Consider the following 23,402-nt stretch of genomic DNA (forward strand, 5'->3'; position numbering starts at 1 on the left):
TTCGGAAGAGCGAAACAAGTCACTAAGCTGATTTCGAGAGTCTTAAGAACGCTTCGGTGCTCTCTTTCCACGTCGTTGGTGTGTACGGTATGGAAACAACTCCTCTCCCTCGTTCAGCCGAAAGTAGGCAATTCGCTAGGGTTACAGGATCGTGAAGCGGAAAATAGGTGCAATGATCTCCACCCACTTCGCGGTGAATAGGAATATCGCTCGCGAGAAGATCGGCTCCATACCAAAGGGCTTCGACGATGGGCAGTCCGAACCCCTCGACAACTGATGGCATAATGACCGCCTCGCAATTGCGGTACGCGAACTGCAATTCGGAATCCGAGAGATCCGTGAAGTGCTTTAAATGATTTGGAAAAATCGAACTTGCGGACATAAGATCCAACAAGGGGCCAGACAAACCACCTGCTCGCCCAATAAAGCATAAACGTCTTTGATTTCCCTGACTCTTCAGATACTCAAAGGCCTTGATGACTTGCTGATGATTCTTGCGTGGGTCAAGTGAACCCACGACTAGGTAGGGGGCCCGGCCTCCGCCACCGTCATCAGATTCAAAGTAGGATTTCACTTCCGACCGAATAACGCCATCAGCCTCTTGCACATCAGCGCCAAGTGGAAAGGAGTCTATTTTCCGGCAATAGCCCTCAGCTGAACCCCAGTTTTCATTTGCATACTCAATGAGTTGATGCTGAACAGATTTTGAAATAGCAAGCACTTGATCGGAGCTTTTGAGCAATTGCTCTACGTAGTGCCTGAACTTTTCCGATCGTCTTCCACCCACGAATTCAACGTGCGTCAGAGGGATAAGGTCATAAAAGACGGTTACAACTTTCGCCCCGCACTCTCGAACCGTTGCCACGCTGTCCCAAACATCCCGTCGCGTCCAATACGCGTCAGGCAATACGAGAAGATCCCCAGGACGCCATTGCACTTTCTCCGCTCGACCAAGACATTTTCTAGTTACGGCGAATTTAACAATTTGATAGGGAAGCTTATAGATTCCTAAATGAGACGGATCGGGCAATACGAGCTTTCGCCACTTTCTATTTCGTATCAATCCAGTGGATAATTCGAATACTTGCCTGATTGCCCGCGGAACTTGATTGGCGGGATTCGCTTCAAAAGCAGCGACTCGCGTCAATTGCTCTTCGATCCCCTTCGTGAGAACTGCAAAACTACCCGAATAATGAATAACGCGGCGAACGGGTTCGTTGTTCTGCTCTGCGGAGATGATCTCCAGATTCGAGGCCAGTTTTCGAACCACACGTTCGATTCCTGTATTTCTTGATGTGCAGAAGGTGTGCGATCCGTCAATATAAATAGTCATTTCGATTCAGTCTCGATTCCGGACCAGCGTCGTGTATCACAAGGAGGTATATGGAACATTACGATGCCCATCGAATTGCTGTCCCCTCGACGAGATCGCTGCAGTTGTAGAGAAGTGTCCGAGAACCGTCTAGAATCGACCGTACGGCTTGGTCAAGGGACGCTTCATCTACCAACAGATTCGAATCACCCAATGCGGTTTCGGGATTAAAGTGCTTGATCCTGCACGGCTTCGCAATGTGCAGGTGATATTCCAATCCACATACGTTCGCGATTCTCAAAAATAAACTTGAGATGCGAACAGGGGTATTTAGCTCCATGACTACGGTCCCAGGCGCACAAAAGCATGTGTTAGTCAGTCCTGCACCGTGCGGAGCAACCACCATCGTAGCGGATTCAAACAACGTCACCTGTTCGGCAATCGACATGTCTTCAAGACAGTATCGCTGAAAACCGAATTTCTTGAGTGTCCGAACGACACTTGCCTCATTCTCGATTCGACGCACTCTTGCCTTGCGCCTCGATATGTAGATTCGCCTTGGCGATTTATAAGCCAGACCGTCCGTCTGGTTTCGTAGGAGCTGGCGAGCGGCCTCGACTCGATAGCGATTGAGACTCCCTCCCTCGAAGCTTGCTGTAACAAGGTTCTCACATTCGAGATGCGTCTCCGCCTTGGCGTGCACGATGCGGCTACTGTCGATTCCCAATCGCTCAAGTGACTCACGCTGATGCCGATACTTGGTTGGGACGTAGTATCTATCGATTTTCACTCCGCTCGCCTCATAAAGACGCAGCATCGGGAGGATATCCATGTACCAGTGAAAGACATTTTGGTGGGACCTGCCCGTAAGGCATGCCACCGTTCCGCTACATCTTTTCGGCGACGAAAGCTTGCCGCGAGACAACGGATTACCTGGAACGTCCGACCATTTGTGGATGCTCGACATGTTCGAAACCAGCCGATTGCGACGGTCGATTACGGCCCCACACGAGTGCAAAACCCGTCCACTCTCGAACGCTGCGACGATCGCAGGAGGATTCACTCTCGCCGTACACCTCAATTCACGATCCAACTGGACGAGCCCACTGGGTGAAAGCTCTCGCTGCATAAACTCACGAAACTCGACGATCGTGCCGCTCAAAGATCTCGGCTCTGTCATGGGAGCTTCCGGTAAAGAAGTCTCGGTCAGCAGTTTGCTCACGTTTTCGACTTCGCCGTTGGCGGTGAAGCTGTATTCCTCGGTTGGAAAATGCTTTTCGTCCGCTCCGTATAGATATGCCGCAATCAGCGGCTGGAAACGGGTTTGGAGATATCGCGTTAGCTTGCTCATAACCTATCGCCTCCTTTTCCCAAAGTGTTCCATTTCCGTCACGGTCGTCCAAACGCTTTCCTACAAAAATTCACCCCTCGAAGTCAACACAAAGTGAGTTCGACCGTCACATCCCCATGTCACGAAAGCTAGCAAACCCTCTTTCCGTTTCGGATGCGAGCAGTGGATTCGATCTTTCAACCAGGGGCACCAATTTGGTAATACACCAGATGTAAATCCCGACTCGCAAGTCCGAAGATCCGTATGAAAAACTTTTTCAAAGCTATTCGAGAATCGATCCACCTGGCCCCAGCTATTGCTTTCGCGACGCTCTGCTCGATCGGCATTGCATTGCTCTGGGGTGGGAACATTACAGCTTTGGCGCCGGTGATCGAAATCACCTTGCGAAACGAATCGATTCAGACCTACCTCGAGAAACAAGCGAGTTCCATCGAATCGGAGATCGGAGCCAAACAAGCTCTGCTGCAGGACGTCAACCTGCCCCCGGTACAACAGGCCAATATTCAATCCGAGGTCGCCAACCTTCAAGAATCCCTCCGATCCAAGACTTGGCAATTGGAGTGGGCCAAAACTCTCCTACCTAATGATCCCTTCTTGACGATCTGCTCCATTATGGGAGTACTGGTCTGTACAACCCTTCTTAAGCATGTGCTGATGCTAACCAGCGATATGCTGCTCGGTTACGCCTCCACCTCGATCGTTCGAGATCTGCGTCGACGCATTTTCGCGAAATCGCTTCAAATGGACAAAGCTCAGCACCAATCCGTGGGCAATAGCACGTTGCTCGCCTCGATCACCTCCGCAACCGACGGACTCTCGGCCGGTCTTCTCGCCTGCTTCGGAATCTTGATCCGAGAGCCGCTGCGTGTGATTTCTTGCCTGGTGCTGGCCTGCTTCATCTCCTGGAGACTTCTTTTCCTTTCTGTTGTCCTGGCTCCGGTCTTGGTCGCGGTCATCGTCTACTTCAACAGAAAAATCCGCTCGATCGCAGCCTCTATTCTCGGGCGCAACGCTGGCTTCCACGAAGTCTTGCTCGAAGCCCTCAATAACATCTTCACCGTCCAAGCCTTTACGATGGAGCCGAAAGAGAAGGTGCGGTTCGATGAATGCACAAGAGATATGCAGCGAATCGGTCTTCGCATGACGTTCTATTCCGGGCTCTCCAAACCTTTTACGGAATTGGTCGGCGTTGGCATGGTGGCGATCACCGTTTGCGCGGGGGCTTATCTCGTCGTCAACCAAGAAACGCACATCTTCTTTTTGAAGATCCGAGACACCCCCATTTCAGTTACCGAACTTCTGATCTTCTTCGGCCTCTTGATCGGCGCGAGCGATCCGCTGCGCAAACTTTCGGGGGTTTCCATCCTGATTTACAGCGGCGCGATGGCTGCGAACATGATCTACGGAATTCTCGAATCCAAACCCAATGTCCAGGATCCGGAAAACCCGACCCCATTACCAGGAAATGCTCATACACTTTCCATTCAGAACCTCTCGTTTCATTACAACGAGTCGCACCCGATCCTTCAGAATATTCGACTCGATATTCCCTTCGGTCGAACGATCGCTCTCCTTGGGCATAACGGCAGCGGCAAATCTACGATGATCCAACTCCTGTGCCGCTACTACGATCCGACTGTCGGCGCGATCACTCTTGGTGGAGTTGATATTCGGAACCTTTCCCTTCGCGACTTGCGAGGTCGCATCGCGCTGGTGAGCCAAAGTACCGAACTCTTCAATCGGACGGTCATGGAGAACATTCAATACGGATCGCCCGACGCGACCGTAGAAGAAACCATCGAGGCGGCGAAACTGGCCCATGCCCACGACTTCATCACCGATGCACTCAGCGATGGATACCAAACCATCGTGGGGCAAGGTGGGCAAAAGCTGAGCGGAGGACAACGCCAACGCATCGCTCTCGCTCGGGCTATCCTGCGGAAACCTGAAATCTTGATCCTGGACGAGTCCACTAGTCAGATCGACATGGCGAGTGAAATCCAGATCCGTGAAACCCTTCAAACAATGAAGGGGAGCATGACTATCATCATCATCACACACCGCGAAGCCCTCATTGCACTCGCGGATGAAGTCTACACGCTTCAACGAGGGAAACTGGAGTCAACTCCCCATTCCCTCCAAGCTGTAGCCTAGCGCTGTGTCCCTGCACGCCCCGCAATCCCGATGGGAATGGCGGCTTGGTCCAATCGATCCGCCGACTGGATCAACAACATCCCTAAGTGCTTGAGCTTCCGCGATACAATTCGAGTCGACTGCACACTCAACTCTTGCGCTGCCGGCTCCCATCCAGTGAGTCGGTCATAGACTCCGGTGACCATCGAATTCCAAGCCGTGGAGAACCAAGCCTCGAAGGGAGAGGCGTCGATGTAGGTGTCTTCGACCAAAGGGGCTTCGGTATAAGACTCCTCAACGAGAGACTCCTCAACACCGGATTGCGCCGAACTGGATGGAGCATAGTCCAGCACGAGCCCCTCGGGTGGGAACATCGGCTTCGCAGCAAACCCTTCCAACTTGTATTCATATCGGGGTCCGTGCGTACGCAGTTCCCATGTACGAATGTTCCAATCGGGTGCGATCCAATCTCGGAGCATGACGCTTTCCTCCGAGGCGACTATCTCCGTGGATACCGGTTCCAAAGCTGGAGTCTCGGAACCGGGGATGGTGCAGTGTCCAAGCCCCATGCAGCTGTCGGGTTCGCTGGACTTCTCCACAAGCGCCAACTGATCACCTTCGAGCACCGGTGGCCTCTGCCCCAACTCTTCCACTGGCTGCTGGCTGTGTGGCTCTGTAACGATTTCAGACGCTACACTTTCCTCTGTGATACCTGACTGGATGGCGGGAATCGCATTCGCAAAGTGGGACTCGGCAAAGCATGAGTCGAAATTGGCGACCAAGGCCGGGGATGCCGGACCATCCGCGACAAGCTGAGTGCCGCTGAGTTGCTCGCCGCTGGGTTGCTCGGCGCTGGGTTGCTCGGCGATGAGCTGATCTTCGTTGGGCTGCTCTGAATGGGTCACAGGGCTGGCCAACTCTTCCTCGAAGACATACACAAACAGGTTTCCGTCCAGCTCTCGTTCTGGGAACGAGGCACCGACCAAACCGTCGACTGCAGGGGCGGAGATCGACGGCGATACCGTCCCGACCGCGAGTGCAATCTTGGACAGTTGGCCCCCCGCAGCCCGGCCCAATTCATATTGACGCGTTAACCATGTGCCCAAGCCATCTCCGGTCGTTCGAAAGCCGTGAATCCATGCCGAGCAATGCAATCGCGGCAGATGGTGATGGAGGAGCGAGAAGGCGACTTGTCGATCCAACTGAAAGCGATCGGCACGAATGCAATCGTCGAGCTCAAACTCCCAAGCGGCACCCTCCAGTGTGCAGGAAAGGGGATCACCGGAAAATCCGGATTCCCAGAGATCGTATTCGCGATCGTTGAGAAAACAGACTTGATTCCATCGCGTGTTTTGAATCCCAGCGAACGCGATGTCTGCCGAGGTTCCTGCGATTGCAAGACTCGCTGCAAGGAGACCGCGGAGGAGCTGACGAAATTGAATGAAACGCATGAATTGGCCTCGATACCGTTCGCAGTCGGAGGACCAACCAATAGCTGACTCAGCGCGGAGGCTGAATCAGCCATCCGTGGCCACGTCGAGTCGAACAACTAGGGAATGGGTTTGTTTTTAGGGTGGGGGCCGTCTGTCCGATCCCTTCGTACGCAACGGCAGTAATGTTGTTATCGAACTGGCACTCGCAAACATTCATCGCTACGGGTTCACAAGTCCCTATTTCTTGCCCAAGCCATTGGGGTTACCCGACCCTCAAGCTTTTTGCAGAACGTAACGATTAGTCCTGTTAAGATTGTCGAAGGGCCGCCGCTTTCCGTTCCTTTCCCTCGTACGCCCAACCTTCCACTCCGTTATGAAGATTCCATTTTGGATTTCCGCTTCCATTTGCCTCATCGCTGCAACAGCGCGCGCACCGCAATCTCCCGCTCAATCTCCCTCGCAGGAGGTTGTGTCACAACCTACTGTGTCACAACCTAGTGGCCTCAAGCGATTCGAGACCAGCACGCAAGCCATGGGTTCGAACTTGGACATGGTTCTCTATGCGGATAGTTTGGATGCCGCACGGTTTGCGATCGAAAGCGCAATCGAACGTTTGGAACGTCACTCGTCTCCCTTGAACCACTACATCGAGGATAGCGAAGTGAATGAACTGCAATCGCTCCCCTCAGGCTCGCCACGCTCGGTTTCACCAGTCCTGACACATGCGATTCAACGCTCGCGACAGTGGTTCGAATGGTCCGAAGGTGCGTTTGATTCCACACAACGCGATGCAATCCAGCTTTGGGCTCGCGCTCGCCGCTCTCAAATTCTTCCGGATCCCAATGCCATCCAAAAGGCGTTGCATCGAAGCACTTGGGAAAATATCAAATTGCAAGACAATGCCGAGGGAACGATGACAATCGCGCATGATGGCCCTCGGTTGTCTCTCGATGTAGGAGGACTAGCGGTAGGGCTGCTTCTCGATGACATGATGCTTGCCGTTCGGGAAAGCGGTATCTCCAGCGCATTGATCAATGCTGGTGGGGACATCATCGTGAGTGATCCGCCTCCCAATCGCGAGGGTTGGAGTATTGCCGTCGCGGGTCTGCAGGTCGGCGATTCACCGCTCATGAATATCGAATTGCGAAACGGATCGATCACTTCGTCCGGCGATTTGAACCAGTTTGCAATGATAGACGGAGTTCGCTACGGACACATACTTGATCCGCGCAGCGGGCGACCGGTTTCACAGCGTAGAAGCGTCACCGTGATTGCGGAAAAGGCGATCGACGCCGACGCCGGCGCGACGGCTTTGGCCGCCATGGGATACGAGGAGAGTTACCGCCTATCCCAAAACATGCCGATTCGGGAAGTCTACTATATGTGGCTTCCCGAGAACGAAACGACCCCTCACCTCCGAACTTGGGTGCACAAAGTTGTTAACGAGCCAACTCGTTAACTTTCGCTTCAGCAAACGATTTCCACTTGGAATCGCCAGTGGCTTTGTCAAATGCGTTTCGGTGCAAGATCACGCGATACGCAAACGAGAGGCTTTCACCCGATGCGAGGTGATAGCCCCCCACTTGATCGCTCGCCGGTGGTTGGTCCATTTTCGGAAAGTCCTTCACACCGAACGGATTGTGAGCGAAAAGCCCATAGGTGCGAACGTGCCAGCGCCCATCGCTCCGGTAGCTATCGGGGTGAATGAGGATTGCAATGCCATAGTTCTTCTCATCATCGCGAAGCGTTTTTCCGGAGTAATCGACCCATTTCGCTGGGAATCCCCAAGTCGCGCCGTCCACGCGGCCTTCGCTGCTGAGAATGTGTCCTCCTCGCTTGTCCGCCCGCATGGGTTCGGGGACTCGAATTGCGAACATTCCCTCTTTTGTATCTCCAAAGTGCAAATCCATCTTTGCGTGGAGTCGGTAAAAGCAATCGATGATCCTCTCGTCGGAGTTTCCTCGAATCACGTAGGTCGACTCGCAGGTCGCCAGCGTCGGAACCGTATCGGAACATCCTGCCCCCAATTCCGTCGAAACAGAACTGACGTCCTTCAAGCCCCCTTTCCAAAGGTGATTGGATCGAATCACAATGCGGTCGCGATGAGTTTGGATCTCAGGATCTCCCACCTGACAAACGGTTCCTTTCCCCTTTCCTTCGGCCCAAAGGTCAAACTCATTGACTTCTCCAAAGGTCATCCAGAGGGAGCGATGGTGGGGATGGTCATGCTCTTCATCCTTCGAATCAGCGACCATCGGGTATTCGCGAGAAAACCGTTTGGCATCAGGCCCAATCAAGGGCCATAAGATCGGCTTCGATCCCGATCGAAAGTGGTAGCTAGTAACCAAACTGCCTTGGTCAAGGATATCGACGCGCCCCTCTTTCTTCTCAATCTTGTAGCGATCTTGTCCATGTGCGTCGAAGCCGACAAGACTCAACATGGAAATCGATAGAGCGATTAGGAGGCGGATGCAGGGTGGGTTATATCGTCGAAGCAGCATGAATCTGTTCCCGGATAGGAGGACTGGGGGAGAGGCACAGCAGACGGTTGGACGGAGCTTCATAGTACCCAGGGGAAGTTGGCTGAACAACAAGGGGAGGGGTGGTGGGATCGGGTAACGATCCCGAGCCAAAAAGCATGGGCCCAAAAAAAGAAAGGACTGGAGGATCCAGCCCTTGCAAAACCGTTCTTTGGAGTGAAACCGGGAGATTCCATTCCCGTGCTAGCGACCACCGAAGTATTTTTTCAACGTCTCGGAGGCTGCGTCTTTGGTGTTCTTGGTGGCTGGACCGGAGCTCATCTTCGGAAGCTTGATGGGTTCTCGTTTCTCGAACTTTCGGGGTTTGCCATCTTCTTCGGCTTGCTTTTCTTCTTCCTCTTCCAGCTTGCTCGCCTCAACGCGTGTCGTGTCTTCCATCGTGAACTGACGCGTTTCCTGCTCGGTTGGCACGGTTGGGACATTGCGATCGATTTGATCGGCCTCCAATAGCCAGGAGCTGATGTCGAAACTCTCCTTGGAGTCAAAGCCCGTCTGTTCCGTCATTCGCTCGGCTGCCTGCTTGACGTTGGCAACCTCCGACTGCTTGGAATTGGCGATGCCGACTTCGATGCTCACCTCGAATTCGAGCTGCCCGCAGCGGATTTTGTCGCCCGACTTGAGGATCTTTGCCTTGTCCGGGGAAAGCTGTTTGTCGTTGACGAAGGTCCCGTTGCGACTACGAAGATCGACCAGGAGAAGGCGTCCGTCTTTTTGGACGAACGCGCAATGTTTTCGACTGATCGATTCGCTCTTCGGACGAAGCTGGCAAGATTCGCTACGGCCGATCAAGAACTTTTCGTCTTTGATAGGGATTTCCTTCCCTTCATGTGTTCCCGACAAAACCTTCAAGATAATCTGCATTGCCGTTCCTCTTTTCACTCCCGTTTCAACGTCCTTCGGTAGATCGACGCGGCCGAAATCGTTTCAGCGACCCGATCTAGGAAGATCCATTCTACACGATCCACCATGCACTATGGCCGATCGCTGCCAATCTTGGAATCAGGCGTCATCCCACTTGCACGCGATCACTTGGTCGATACCAGCCATTAGCCTCTCGGCCAGCCATTCTCCCCAAAATCGCCATGCAAAGTCAACAATACTATTCGCGTCGGAAGGACCTAAAGCCCGTACCCAATCCGTCTCGGCTCTTTCCCCTGCGACCTCTGACTTTAACCCGATCGCACCGGATGAGTTTCGCGATTGATCGAACAGTCCGTGCAAGGAAGGTGTCAACGCGGAGGCCGACAAAAGAAAACTGCCGTGCTGGAGCAAGCCCGCTGCACTGCGTCTCTGCGCGCTACCTAGTATTTTATCCTGGCCGATCAAGACATCCACAGGCGACCTGCGCATAAAGCAGAGAAAAGGCTCCACTTCGGAAACTTTTCTCGTTGCCGCGACCGAACAAGTGCACTGCTCCGACAATTTGGCTTCCCACCCCATTTCCCGCAAACCGTCCACAATCGATCGGTGGGTTGCCCTGTAGATCGCCTCGCTATGGCCCTTGAGTCCAATTTCAGGGCGGGACGGAATCACGAGACTGTACGTCCACTCGAGATCGTGGAGGATCGCCCCACCCCCAGTCTTGCGGCGGACTCGCGGGGCATTCGCCCATCGCTCCTCAAAAGGGATCCCCTCTTCCTCTTGAAAGTGCCCCAGCGAAAGAGTCGGGCAGGACCAGCGATATATCCTCAACACGACCGGCGAATGGGGCTGAAGCTCCGCGAGCATCCCATTGTCGATCTGCATGTTGATCTCCCCGGACTGCGGAGGATCCCATCGCACTATACCTGGAAGCACTTTGGCACCTTGATGCACTTTGGCCACAGTAACCTTTCGCGAACCATTGCCGCTGGTTCGCTGTCGCTGAAAGCTACCCAACCCAAGAAATTTAGGCCTGTCCACACTGCTTTTGATACGCCTCCCAGCTGAGCAGTCGATCAAGCTCACCCGCGTCGGATATCTTTACTTTCATGATCCAGCCGGCATCGTAGGGATCGGTATTGAGAGTCTCCAATTGGTTGGCCAACGCGTCGTTGACCTCGATGACTTCCCCCGACACGGGGCTGTACATCGGGCTGACGGCCTTCACGCTCTCGACCTCGCCAAACTCTTCTCCGGCCGTCACCTTTTGCCCCACCTTGGGCATCGCCATGAAGACCAAATCGGTTAGCTCGGCGACAGCGAACGCAGAAATACCTACCGTCGCCACATCACCTTGGACCCATGCCCATTCGTGAGACTCGCAAAATCGAAGTTGCTCAGGTTTGATCGTCATTTTGAATTCGTTCGTTTGTAGAAGGGAAGTGGGACGATGGTCGCAGGGACTATCGAGCCTCGAATGTCCACCTGCAATTCCGCGCCCGGCTGAGCGAGGTCGGGGTGAATATACGCCATGGCAATCGGGCAATCGAGGGTCGGTGAAAAACTGCCGCTGGTAACGGCTCCGATGATTCGCGAATCGTGGTCGAGTACCGAAGCCCCTTGGCGGGCGGCTCGTTTTCCAGCCAGCTTCAATCCGACACGTGCGGCGGCAGGACTTTGCGATTTCACCCGAGTTAGGGCATCGCTACCAATAAACTCACGGTCCTGAAGGTTGCAAGCGAATCCCAAACCAGCTTGGTACGGATGGATGGACTCGTCGAGTTCATGACCATATAGCGGCATGCCCGCTTCAAGTCGGAGGGTATCTCGAGCCCCCAAACCAGCCGGCTTGGCTCCGTGTTCGCGCCCAGCCAGCAGAATATTCTCCCAAACACGCGGAGCATCTTCCCGACGAACGATCAGTTCCAAGCCATCTTCACCGGTATAGCCAGTCCGAGAAACAATACACGGCTTGCTCATCTGATCGGTGACCTTGGCTTTGTAGTACCCCAACGACAGAGCGCTTTGTGGCAATAGCGGTTTGCAAATCTCTAACGCCATCGGCCCTTGTACGGCAATCATGGCAGTGCTTTCGGTCGCATCAAAGAATTCGACATCCGGAAAATCAGCCAAGTGCGGCTTGATCCACTCCGAGATCTTGGGATGGTTACCCGCGTTGACAACCAATAAAAAATAAACTTTGCCGCTCGGGCTCTCCAAACAACTCACGAGCACATCGTCGAGGATCCCACCCTCGTCGTTGCACATCAAGGCGTAACGGACTTGCCCCACCTGCATATCCATCACTCGCCTAGTGAGCAGGCGATCCAAAAGCTGATCGGCTCTGGGGCCATCAAACCGCAGACGTCCCATGTGCGAGATGTCAAAAAGCCCCGCCGCTGTCCGGGTCGCGACGTGCTCCGCCACGATCCCCTCGTACTGAATGGGCATCTCATACCCCGCAAACTCCGCCATACGAGCGCCTTGAGATTGGTGCCAAGAATGCAATGGGGTCGAAGCGAGCCGGGGACTCATGGATGCAATTTACCTTTTCAACGATCGGATGGTTACGGCGAGAAGCATAACACAGGACGATCGGAGGTGGCAATATGCAGGTGTCGACTACTCCGAAGACGACTCGATTCGTCTGAACGCAGAGACATTCACATCCCGTTGATAAGGGGAGGGAATGGCCGGGGGACAAAGCCCCGGATTGGCCCCTATCCAGGTGATAAATCCCTCGTGGCGTCCAGCGTGAATCAGCGCGCTGTCGCTGACGAAGCTCAGCCATCGATTGACACGCGAAACGTCATCCCCGCTGGCTGGCACCCCCAAAATCTTCAACCTGGTTTTGGTTTCCCAATCCCACAAATGAATGCGAGGCCCGATACTCAATGCCAACACGGAACCGTCTGGACTCAACGCCAAATGATCGACATCATCTTTTGTGGAATGCAGCGTTCCGTTCGGGGACCAAACCAACGTATCGACCTCAGCAATCTTCTCTACATCGACGATGGAGACCTCTGCCTGCCTCGCAACAAACAATCTCCCGTCAGGATGGAAGATGCCTCTATTGCAATGGAGCGGGTACTCGACGACCCCAAAACGCCTCTCACCGCGTGAGTCCCATACTTGCAACCGTTCATGATTCAAGGCGATGGCAACCAACCGGCTACCGTCGGGACTGTAAAGAGGTTGTACGGGGCGGTCTTTGAAATCCCCCAAATCGACGCGCCGAACGCGATCGCTACCAAAATCCCAAAGCCTTAGCTCCCCTTTTTGACATCCGATTGCCAACGTCTTCCCATCCGGAGAAAATGCTAGGTTCGCGACCTCGCAATCCAACAACTCCAACTCAGTGCGTCGTTCCATCGTTCCGCAGTCAAAGATTTGAACGATTCGATTTCGCAAACTCCCAACATCTCCGGCAATGGCAACAAGCTTTCCAAATCGATCCGATGCAAAAGGTGCGTTTTGACCGGAGAAAGCCTGCGTATCCTTCAGGACTTCCCCACTGTTCATATCGCTCCATATCAATCGATCGCGATCTCGAGAGAGCGAGAGAACCAAACCTTTCTGTACAACGACACCAACCGGATGCAGTCCGCTACTTGAGTTTTTGTATCCAAATATCGAACTCTGAGAAACGACTTGAACCAGACAATCCCTCTCCTCTGACAGCGTAAAGAATACAAACATTCCTTGTTTGTCATTCCAATCACAGACCTCGAGGCGTTCCTCTTGACCATACAACTGAAGACGGCTTTGAATAAACCAGGTCTTGGTGGCGTTCGCCCGGGTCAACGCATACAGCATTCCACCATGGGCCCCTGCCAACAACGCATTGGAGGAACAAAACTGCACTGTCGACATCGGCGTCGGCATCGTCATCTCATATTCCACTTCGCCAGTCTCCATGGACATGACCGTGAGTTTCGATTCATAGTTCGTCGTCCCTAGAAACTTACTGTCTGGTGCAAAACTTACTCCCGTCGAATCCCCATCCCCAACCTTATACAGCGAGGTCATCTGATGCGCTGGCCAAACAATGGTCCCCTCCTTCTTCGTCGCGGCCGCAATCCATTTCCCATTGGGCGACCAAGCCAGCTCGCGAACGGACATGTCTTGGTCACCCCTCGGGTGCATCGTCCCCTTGCTTCGTAATCGCATCACGTCCCAAAGTTCAATAGCCCCGAAACGGTCCCCTGAGCACAACCAATCACTATCTGGCGACCAAGCCAATGCACTGACGGTGTTCTCATGCTTGGTAAACACATGCCGTATCGACTGCGATTCCGTGCTCCAAATTCGGACACCTCCATCCCTCGCGCCGATCGCTAACCAAACTCCATTGGGCGAAAAGGCAAGCGATGCGATTTCGACATCCGCTACTTTAAAATCCTGTAGTTTCTGGCCATTCTGACGATCGATCAGCACCACGCTCCCATCCTGAGTACCGGTCGCAATCACTTTGCCAGACGGGTGTGTCGAACAGGACCGCCAGCCACGTGCACGGATCAAGGGAGGTGCATGACTCGCATTGCGGTATTCCTCTAAAAGATGAACCACGAACCCCAAATGCGATTTCTGATGGGTGCGATCCTCGCTCTCTAACAAACGGGCAACGAAAGAATCGTTCCCCTGTTCGATGGCCGTGAACGCTTCTTTGATTTCAAACGCAAACGCCCTCTTTGCTCCCAAACTCCACTGTTGCGATCCAACCCAGGGCCAAACCTCCCCGCGCCACAACACCCCAAACAAAATGATCAAGCAACAACCAATCGCCAAGGCCAATGAGCGCCAATCCATCTTAGACTGCCGCAGAACGCGAGGACGTCTGGCCTTCACCCGATGCCCGTTCAACCAAGCCTCCAAGTCGGATTGCAGGGCAATGATGGAGTCGTACCGCAAGTCTCGCTCGTCGCTCCATGCTTTGAAGGCAATCCACCCCAACGGACCTCGGAGCCATCCAGCTAACTCGCGAACGCTCGATCTCCGCGCCTCGGCAATAACGTCACTGACTTGCTCACGAACATCGTGCTCCGTGACCGCATCGGACAACGCAGGCCGATGGGTTCCGCTTCCTGAACCCGATTTGCTTTTCGATCCACTCGAACTCATGGTCGGGTCATGCGAATAACCAAACAACAACTCGAGCAGTATCACCCCGAGAGAATAAACATCCGAACGGGAATCGACATCCGACGCCCAGTTCCGTTGCTCCGGGCTCGCGTAACGCGACGTGCCAACCCATTGGGAAGCAAAGGTTAGATGAACCGATTGATGCTGGTCCGTTGTTAACGCTTTCGCGATCCCAAAGTCAATCACCTTTGGGATCGCTACCCCACGCTTCTGATAAACCAGGATGTTGGTCGGTTTCAAGTCTCGGTGGATAACCCCGTTCTCATGCGCATGCGCGATCGCTTGGCAAATTCGAATGGCCAATTCCACACGACCGCGAACGCTTAATCGCATGCGATCGCAGAAGGAATCGAGAGGAATTCCAGGGACATACTCCATCGCGAAATAGACATACCCTTCACTGGTCGTCCCCGATTCGATAAAGCTCGCAATATTGGGATGATCTAGCCGTTCGAGAACCTGTCGCTCCAACTCGAACCGGCGGATGACCTGCCTGCTATCCATACCCGGCTTGATCACTTTGATCGCTACCCTTTGCTTTCGATCCTCGCGATCGCAGGCCAGATAGACATCCCCCATCCCACCTGAGCCAAGCCCCTCCAGTATATCAAATCGTCCAACCGCCTTGCCGATAAGCCGCTGCGGAACGTCCATCATCTGACCTAACGACGATGGCAGCTTTTCCATGAAGTCGCTTTGAAGATACCCCTCCAGAAGCGATTCCAACCACTCCCGCAATTCTGGATTGCCGGCGCAACGCTCATTTAAAAATGTCGTCCGCTCGCCTTCTGTTTCGAGTTGCAACAACTCCTCGAACAACAGTTCGTCTTCATTTCCTGGGCGCTCAGTAAGACTCATAGAAACATCTACGGAAACAATCAACAGAATACCAGCGGTAGACCCGCTCTGCTGGAGCCGGGACTGCGAAGCAGGGACTACGAAACGCCGCCGCGTTTCGAGAGAATTCATGGTAGCCCAGGACCCGCTTGGTTGCAATCGATTGCTTGGATGGATGATCACACCACAACGTCGCTCTCCACAACGTCGCTCTCCACAACGTCGCGGTCCGCAATACCAAGGTCCGCAATACCGTTAAGGTGCTTTCACCAGGTGCTTTTCAAGAACCCGTACCAATTCATGCCCTTCGATCGGTTTGCTAAGATAATCATCCATCCCAGCGTCTAGGCAACGCTCACGGTCACCTTTTACCGCATTCGCAGTGAGTGCGATGATGGGAAGCCTGCCAAAGAGCTCTCCAGCCTGTTCCCTTCGACGTATTTCTCTCGTTGCCGAAAATCCGTCCATCTCTGGCATTTGGCAGTCCATAAGAACAAGGTCGTATTGCCCCTTTTGAACCGAGGACAGCGCTTCATCTCCACTTGCTACCACATCGCACGTGAAACCGGAAAGGCGCAAAAGCTCCGTCACATACAATTGATTAATCTTGTTATCCTCTGCTACCAAGATGTGTGGCGACGGACCATTCTTTTGCAAGCCTATTAACTTAAATTCGCGAGGTTCAATCGGTGCGATCGTTCGATCCAACGTACCTGGAATGGCATCCGTTGCGTTGAGTCGCTCTTCTTCCAAGATATCAAATGGTATTTGTACCCAGAACGTGGAACCCACACCTAAGCGACTTGATACTCCCATTTTCCCACCCATCAATTCCGTAAGACGCTGAGAAATAGAGAGTCCCAGTCCTGTTCCGCCATACCTGCGAGTCGTCGACTGGTCAGCTTGGGTGAACGGAGAAAAAACATGGGAAATTCTGTCGTTCGAGATTCCAATCCCTGTATCAATAACCGATAGCCGAACGGTCAATCGATCGGACTCGATCGGAACACATTCCGCTTCCACTCTCACACTTCCCTTACTGGTGAACTTGAAAGCATTTCCGATGAGATTGATTAGCACCTGCCGAAAGCGTGTCTCGTCGCAACGAACCGCGCGACCCAATTCCGGTGCGATCTTGCATGCAAAATCAATCCCTTTCTTCTTTGCCTCAATGTGAAAAACCCCCATTGTGTCGCGAATTAGCTTGTCTAAATGGCATGCACTCCAATCCAATTCGATTTTACCCGCTTCGATTTTCGATATATCGAGTATGTCATTGATCAAACTCAGAAGTGTCTTTCCGCTACTTGTACTAGCATCGACATACTCGCGTTGTTGCTCCGTCAGTTGGGTTGCCTGCAACAGTTCATTCATCCCGAGTATTCCATTGAGAGGAGTCCGCAACTCATGACTCATGGTTGCCAAGAATTCGCTCTTGGCTTGACTCGTTCTTTCCGCTTCCTCCATCGCTTGCTTCATCATCTCGGCACGCCGAATGCTCGTGATGTTTTCATGCGCGACGACCACTCTCACCGCCCCCGGACCGCTAAATCTCGAAAGCCGGCAAACAAACCATCTTTGTTCCGTGGGGGAATGGCACTCGTATTCCAAGGAGAATTCCGTCCGTTTACCCGCAACAATATCCCGAATCGCCGCGTTGATCGTACTGGCAGCTTCGAGCGGACGAGACGCGCTGGCTTGGCAAGACTTCATATAGTTCGTTCCGACACCCACTTTCGCTGGATCGCCACCGTTTTGTTTGGCGAACTCTCTCCATGATTTGTTGGTCGCCAGGATCATGCCATTTTCATCCAGTATCACGACGTGCGACGAAAGGGCATCGAGGGCTGAACGCGCAAATCGCTCGCTTTCACGCAATGCCTCTTCAGTCTTAAACTGTTCGGTAACATCTCTTGCTGTGCCAGAAATACGAACTGGAATTCCATTTTTCTCGACATAGACTCGGCCAGTCTCGTGAATGAAGCGAATGCCGCTCGGCTGAATGATTCGATACATATGATCGAATGGCTCAAGCTTCGCAATGGCTTTCAAAATCGTATCACGCACTCGATCTCGATCTTCCGGATGAAGACACTTCAAGTAGGATGAAAAAGTGTTTTGGAACGTGGCGGGATCAACCCCGAACATTTCATGAAGCAGGTCCGACCAATCAAGTCGCCCGGTCTTCAAGTCCCGTGTCCAATATCCTAATCGGGCGATGCGAACCGCTTCGGTCAACCGAGCCTCGCTTTGGCGGAGGGAGTCGGACGTCCTTTTGCGCTCTACCGAATAACGGAGTGCGCGGTCGAGTATCTCCGCATCCAGTTGATTCTTGACGAGATACTCCTGCGCGCCATGTGAAACAGCTTCCAAGGCGAGTCGCTCGTCCGCCTTCGCTGCGAGAACGACGACGGGAATCGATGGAGCTTCCTGTTGAATTCGCTGAAGTGTCGAAAGCCCTTGAGAATCGGGCAGGCCAAGGTCCAAGAGAATGACGTCTATAGGCCTCTCAGCGACCACTGCCAGTGCCCGCTCCAAACGCTCAACATGAATCAAATGATTCCGGTCCAAATCAATCGCTTCTCGCATTAGCAAAGCGTCTGTAGGGCTATCTTCAACTAGAAGGATATTCATCATCGAGTTCTGCCTGTCCAAACTCTTCGGACCCGATTCCCGATCACAACTATACTGAAACGGTTACCGTTCCTAGATCGGGTAACAAGGCGAAAGGGGAACCTGAAGGATTCAATGCTACCACAGGAATCGAGTACAACCAGTGGATGACGCTCTGTTTCGACGATGCGCCCTGCGGATCTCGACCTTAACATTTTCCATCGTGTGGGTGGACACATATGCATCCCTTTCCTGGCCATTTCAAACCTGACAGATGGAATAATCGGCCTCGTAAAATACTCCTGCTTGAACTTTTCAGGAGGTCGATACGAAAGGCCGCTTTCAAGCGACCTACATTCCACCGGCTAGAATCCGAAACTTTCGTGTTATGCTCAAGGTACCCACCCGATCATGCTGCACAACGCCATGCAATCCACCGCAAATCATCATGACCTTCCCAATGCGGATGACCGAACGGCCATCAATTTGGAAATCCTGTCAAAGCACAGTCAAGGAAACATGGCCTTCTCGCTTGCACTTCTGCAGGAGCTGGAAGACTCAGCCGAAAGCCATCTCGAAACGATTCGATCCCATGCGGCTGTCCACAACCTTTCCGCCGTAGGGGAATCCGCACACTCGTTGAAAGGGGCAGCGGCCATCATCGGTGCCGAGCATTTGGCAAGAATCGCAGCGGAAATGGAAGAAGGATCGTCCGACGGCAATCTGGATCGCGTCAAATTCTTGATCGAAGAACTTCACTTGGAACTATCGAAGTGCCTGGAACAGATCCCTCACATTCGAGCGATCGGACAAGGCACTCTCTCCGGTCCGAATTAACTTGCGTTCCATTCACTCAACGGTTCCATCTGTCATTGTTTGATGCCGTATTCGATGCCCCTCTCTCCTACACCCGAGTAACCAATTGTGGAAGACGCACCGCTTCGTGCCCTTATCGTCGATGACGAACCTGTAGCGCGCCGGGCCGTAACCATGGCCCTTACGAACGAAGGATTTTTGTGCGAAACCGCCATCGATGGAAACGAGGCAATCTATAAGGTTCGCGATCAAAGCTTCGATTTGGTCGTTACCGATCTCCTTATGCCAAACAAACATGGGCACGCGCTCGCCGTCGATATTCTATCGACGTCGACCTATCGCCCCTTGATCGTCGTTCACTCCAACGTAGATGAACCACGTTTAACCAAGGATCTCATTCTTCGTGGTGTGGACGACATTATTTATAAGCCCACGAACTACTTTGCTTTTGCAGCGAAGATGAAAGGATTGGTTTGCCGGCACAAACGTAAGGGGCAGGATGTCGACGCATCGGACAACACGGATTCCAATGAGCCTTTGGAATCACAATCTCTGCATTCATCAGGAGGAGCCAACTCCACCGCTATCAGCATGGATGAATTCGACAAACGGCTTGGGGAGATCGCGCATATCCTCCCTGTTTCCAATTCCGCATTGGAACTGCTCAAGTGTGTTCGCGAGAACCAATGTGACTTGCGCTTGGTCAATCAGATCGTGTCCAATGATGCCGTGTTAACCGCTGAGTTGCTACGGCTTGCAAACAGCAAGGCGTACAACCGAACAGGTCGACAATTCCGTGATTTAAATGAAGCGATCGCACACGTCGGGACGAAGAGAATTGGCGACATCGCGGTCGCGGTCTGTGCGTTGGAAAGCATGACGGAGCTCGTGCTGCCATGGCTCGATAAAGACCTGGCCAGGAAACGCAGCATCGCAACAAACCTTGCTATCGAGGCGATCCTTCGGAACAAGAGCGAAGCATCCAAGGATGATGCCGTTCCCTTTTGCGCGCTCATGTACCACCTCCGACACTTCGTTGTCGCTACTGCGTACGGCCCCCTCTACGAGAGCTTGGTCGCGAAGTGCCAGAGTTCGACCCGATCTCTAAGCAGTTTGGAAAGCGAAGTCTTTCCACGCCAACCAGCGGTCGCGACGGCCATTGTCCTCTCGCACTGGGGAGTACCGAATGAATTGCTCTTACCTCTCCAATACGCGGACCTTTCGTTCCGATCGATCTCAACCCTACCCAGGACGATCAAGTCGGACGTTCTTCTCATGAAATCGATCATTTTCTTCGCCGAGATGGCGCTGGGAAACTGGATGCCATGGGAAACGATCGACTTCCCTTCGCCTCAACTGCTTCGAGAACTCAACATTTTTCATCCCCAGGCGATCCTGGATGAAATTCGCGGCAAACTCGAATCCACCTCGGCGACGGCGGGCGAGACCGTCGCGCCCTCCCCCACGACCGATCCTGCCCCATCCAGTTCCATTCCTTATTACCGCTGGCAGAACCAGGAATTCGACTTCCTATCCGATTTCCTTTCTCGTACAGGTGTTGATTTCCACCAAGTCGATAACGTGAACCAATCGACGAAGGGAAGAATCCTCATCAACTGTTTGCATTCGTCGGTATCGCCCCCCATTTCCGAGTGGGCGATGAACGCAAAAGCAGGTTGGTGCGTCGTGAGCGATCAGCGTCCAACGGAGGAATGGCTTCCGGCTGGAACCACGTTGCTATTACCGGCGAGCTTCCGCTCTTTGCAACAGGCCTTCCAACGCCGGACCACGAGCGAGAAGGAAGCCTCCGACTGATCCATCCCCATTAGACTTCGCAAAACATTAGACTTCGCAAGGCGAAGAGACCGAAGTGGACCCGCAGCTACCGCTGAATTGCGAACCGCGCATCGCTTCGATACCATGACAAGGAGCGTCCGCCCCCCAGACTCCCCTTCCCTCCACGAAGTCCAGTGACTTCACCTGGTCCGGTGAAACTCGATGACACTTCGATGTCCCTTTCCGCCCAAGTTTTTTTGGATCGTCGCCGTACCGGCTTTACTGGTGCTGCTGTCAAACGCTCAAGCGATCTATGCCGATGACCTTCCTTGTCCAGCAACCCAAGTCAAGCCACGAATCGAGCGATACTTCGAGGACGAAGTCTGGCCGAAAGTACTGGAAGCAACCTGTTTGCAATGCCACCGATCCGGGGGAGACGCAGAAAAGTCCCGATTCATTCTTCGCGATATCCGACTCTCGACGCCAAGGGAAAGCAGTGAATGGCTTTGCCTCAACCGCCAAGCCTTGGAACAAGCAGCCCGCTGGAAATCAGGAGATCAGTCGCTACTCCTCGCAAAGGTTGTTGGCGAATTAGAACATGGAGGAGACCGTGTTCTCCCCCGCGATTCATCGGGCTATCGAATTCTCGAGCAGTTCTGGCGCCTGGCGAACGTTTCCGACTCACATCTCCCTTCGCTAATGGAGGGCGCAATCGAACAACGCCCCTTCTACGACGGAGTTGCGATGCTGGATGATCGCCGCTTGCTTCGTCGCGCTGTGCTGTCGCTAGCCGGCAGATTGCCGACCGACGAAGAATTCGCGACTGTCGACGAGCAAGGAGTCGCGGCCCTGCCAGGAATTCTCGAAGTGGTTATGCGAGAGGAATCCTTTTACCAACGTATCAACGAGGCGTTCAACGACATCTTTCTCACCGAAGGAATTGATGGGAACGCAGACTCCACCGTCCTCTCTTACGAGCATTTTGAAAAGACACGTCTTTGGTATCAGAAGCATGATCTAAGCCATATTGCAGATGCCAAGGAGCGTGAGAAAGCTGGTTACAAGCTGGCCAATGACTACCGCGCGGCCTTGCTCGGCGAACCCATGAAGCTCATCGAGCATATCCTACGAAACAATCGTCCCTTCACCGAGATTGTTACTGCGGACTATATGATGGTTTCACCGTACTCAGCTCGAGGCTACGGAATTTTTGATGAAGTGAAGGACCGATTTGTTGACCCCAACGATCCCTTCGAATACATCCCTGTCAAGCTTCGTGCGTTGGTCGGACGCAATAAGTCCGAGAATCAGGAATCCGCGTCCGGCAACTATCCTCATGCAGGGATCTTGAGCACTTTCCAATATCTCAGCCGATACCCAACAACCGAAACCAATCGCAATCGCCTGAGGGCTCGGATGTTCTATCTGCACTTCCTCGGTATTGACGTGCTGGATCTCGCCGCACGCGGATCCGATGCGGCAGCAGCGACAGCGGAATTCAAAATTCCGACCAGGCAAGCCCCCGAGTGCGTGGTGTGCCACAAGACTCTCGACCCCGTCGCCGGTTTGTTTCAAGACTACTGGCGATTTGATGCCAACTTTGCCATCTACGGTCGTCGCAAGGAAGGTTGGTTCAACGATATGTTCGAAGCCGGTTTCGAAGGAGAAAGCCTACCGGAACAAGAGCGATGGCGAGCCCTGGCTTGGCTGGGAGAAAAAACGGTGAACGATCCAAGGTTTGCCATCGCCATGACCGAGCATGCTTACTATGTGTTGACAGGCCGACGGTTGCTACAGCCACCCAAGGATATCGACGATCCCCATTACCCATCGCGTCGCCGCGCCTACCAAGAACAGCGTAAAGTAGTCCAATCCATTGCTGGTCGTTTTACCGAAACAGGATTCCAATTCCGACAGCTTCTTCTCGATTGGGTACTGTCCAATACCTATCGCGCCGATGGTCTTGCAACGCTCGAACTTTCGCCTGACAGACTCGCCGAACTAGACGACTTGGGTGTGGTCCGGCTGTTATCCCCGGAACAATTGGAACGAAAGATCGAGGCTGTTTTCGGTCGGCCTTGGGGACGTCTGAACGAACAAACGGCCATGCTCTATGGCGGTATTGATTCGAAAGAGGTCACGGAACGAGCGACCGACCCGAGCGGTGCCATGGGAGCCATCCAAAGGACCCTTGCCAACGACGTGGCGTGTCGCAATGTCGCGTTGGATTTCAGTCGTTCACCCCAGGATCGGATTCTTTTTTCAGACATGGAGCCGGATATAGTTCCTGCATCCTCTCCTGAATCGGATCTTCGGATTCGTCGCACCATCGTCCGTTTGCATGAACGAATCTTGGGCCGCCGCGAGGAAATCGATTCGTCGGATGTTTCACGCACCTATGCGTTGTTCCTCGGTGTGATCGAGGATGCTCGCGCGCAGGGGCCGATGGAACAGCAAGAAATATGGAGTTGCCGTCAAGGGCTGGAGAAGCCAGTTCCCGATCCCCATTACACCGTGCGTGCTTGGCGTGCTGTGGTTACCTACCTGCTGCGGCGTCAAGAGTTTCTCTATGAGTGAAGTTGGAA

At 53.3% G+C, this 23,402-nt stretch carries 15 protein-coding genes; 5 read left to right on the forward strand and 10 right to left on the reverse strand.

Annotation, left to right across the window (positions count from 1 at the left end; genetic code table 11):
- Positions 1-22: 22 nt before the first annotated feature.
- Positions 23-1,333, reverse strand: a complete 1,311-nt coding sequence (locus SH467x_RS01360; protein WP_482369522.1) for a glycosyltransferase family 4 protein — start codon at positions 1,331-1,333, stop codon at positions 23-25.
- 58 nt (positions 1,334-1,391) lie between these two features.
- Positions 1,392-2,663, reverse strand: a complete 1,272-nt coding sequence (locus SH467x_RS01365; protein WP_482369523.1) for a glycosyltransferase family 61 protein — start codon at positions 2,661-2,663, stop codon at positions 1,392-1,394.
- A gap of 243 nt (positions 2,664-2,906) precedes the next feature.
- Here SH467x_RS01365 and SH467x_RS01370 point away from each other — a divergent pair, with 243 nt between their 5' ends.
- On the forward strand, positions 2,907-4,817 hold the full coding sequence (locus SH467x_RS01370) for an ABC transporter ATP-binding protein (protein WP_482369524.1): 1,911 nt from the start codon (positions 2,907-2,909) through the stop codon (positions 4,815-4,817).
- Here the strand turns inward: SH467x_RS01370 and SH467x_RS01375 are convergent.
- Positions 4,814-6,247 carry a hypothetical protein gene (locus SH467x_RS01375; RefSeq protein ID WP_482369525.1) on the reverse strand — a complete coding sequence of 478 codons (1,434 nt, stop codon included), beginning with the start codon at positions 6,245-6,247 and terminating at the stop codon, positions 4,814-4,816. The two genes, SH467x_RS01370 and SH467x_RS01375, sit on opposite strands and share 4 nt — an antisense overlap.
- A gap of 355 nt (positions 6,248-6,602) precedes the next feature.
- On the opposite strand from SH467x_RS01375, the gene SH467x_RS01380 reads away from it, so the two are divergent.
- A complete protein-coding gene (locus tag SH467x_RS01380) occupies positions 6,603-7,688 on the forward strand; it encodes an FAD:protein FMN transferase (protein WP_482369526.1) in 1,086 nt (361 codons plus the stop codon).
- On the opposite strand, the gene SH467x_RS01385 is transcribed toward SH467x_RS01380, so the two are convergent.
- The 7 genes from SH467x_RS01385 to SH467x_RS01415 form a co-directional block, all read right to left on the reverse strand.
- Positions 7,669-8,670: a DUF6807 domain-containing protein gene (locus tag SH467x_RS01385; protein ID WP_482369527.1), complete on the reverse strand. Its 1,002-nt coding sequence runs from the start codon at positions 8,668-8,670 to the stop codon at positions 7,669-7,671. The two genes, SH467x_RS01380 and SH467x_RS01385, sit on opposite strands and share 20 nt — an antisense overlap.
- Before the next feature lie 282 nt (positions 8,671-8,952).
- Positions 8,953-9,630 carry an FHA domain-containing protein gene (locus SH467x_RS01390; RefSeq protein WP_482369528.1) on the reverse strand — a complete coding sequence of 226 codons (678 nt, stop codon included), beginning with the start codon at positions 9,628-9,630 and terminating at the stop codon, positions 8,953-8,955.
- 138 nt (positions 9,631-9,768) lie between these two features.
- Positions 9,769-10,593, reverse strand: a complete 825-nt coding sequence (locus tag SH467x_RS01395; protein WP_482369529.1) for a lipoyl protein ligase domain-containing protein — start codon at positions 10,591-10,593, stop codon at positions 9,769-9,771.
- Positions 10,594-10,657: 64 nt separating this feature from the next.
- Entirely contained in the window at positions 10,658-11,044 is a 387-nt protein-coding gene (gcvH, locus tag SH467x_RS01400; RefSeq protein WP_482369530.1) for a glycine cleavage system protein GcvH, read from the reverse strand.
- On the reverse strand, positions 11,041-12,165 hold the full coding sequence (gene gcvT / locus SH467x_RS01405; protein ID WP_482369531.1) for a glycine cleavage system aminomethyltransferase GcvT: 1,125 nt from the start codon (positions 12,163-12,165) through the stop codon (positions 11,041-11,043). The genes gcvH and gcvT overlap by 4 nt, the downstream gene beginning before the upstream one ends.
- Before the next feature lie 87 nt (positions 12,166-12,252).
- Positions 12,253-15,633, reverse strand: coding sequence for a protein kinase domain-containing protein (locus SH467x_RS01410; protein WP_482369532.1), 3,381 nt, complete (start codon positions 15,631-15,633; stop codon positions 12,253-12,255).
- A 234-nt stretch (positions 15,634-15,867) separates the two neighbouring features.
- The gene (locus tag SH467x_RS01415) at positions 15,868-18,249 is read right to left on the reverse strand and encodes a response regulator (protein WP_482369533.1); all 2,382 of its coding nucleotides are present in this window, start codon (positions 18,247-18,249) and stop codon (positions 15,868-15,870) included.
- Between the two features lie 402 nt (positions 18,250-18,651).
- On the opposite strand from SH467x_RS01415, the gene SH467x_RS01420 reads away from it, so the two are divergent.
- The 3 genes from SH467x_RS01420 (at position 18,652) to SH467x_RS01430 (ending at position 23,394) form a co-directional block, all read left to right on the forward strand.
- On the forward strand, positions 18,652-19,062 hold the full coding sequence (locus SH467x_RS01420; RefSeq protein ID WP_482369534.1) for an Hpt domain-containing protein: 411 nt from the start codon (positions 18,652-18,654) through the stop codon (positions 19,060-19,062).
- An 87-nt stretch (positions 19,063-19,149) separates the two neighbouring features.
- Positions 19,150-20,856 (forward strand): HDOD domain-containing protein, encoded by a 1,707-nt coding sequence (locus SH467x_RS01425; RefSeq protein ID WP_482369535.1) that lies wholly within the window; start codon positions 19,150-19,152, stop codon positions 20,854-20,856.
- 183 nt (positions 20,857-21,039) lie between these two features.
- Positions 21,040-23,394, forward strand: a complete 2,355-nt coding sequence (locus tag SH467x_RS01430; protein ID WP_482369536.1) for a hypothetical protein — start codon at positions 21,040-21,042, stop codon at positions 23,392-23,394.
- Positions 23,395-23,402: the final 8 nt, after the last annotated feature.

Source organism: Brakhagea slesvicensis, assembly GCF_052161625.1.
Classification (GTDB): domain Bacteria; phylum Planctomycetota; class Planctomycetia; order Pirellulales; family Pirellulaceae; genus JBKCUI01.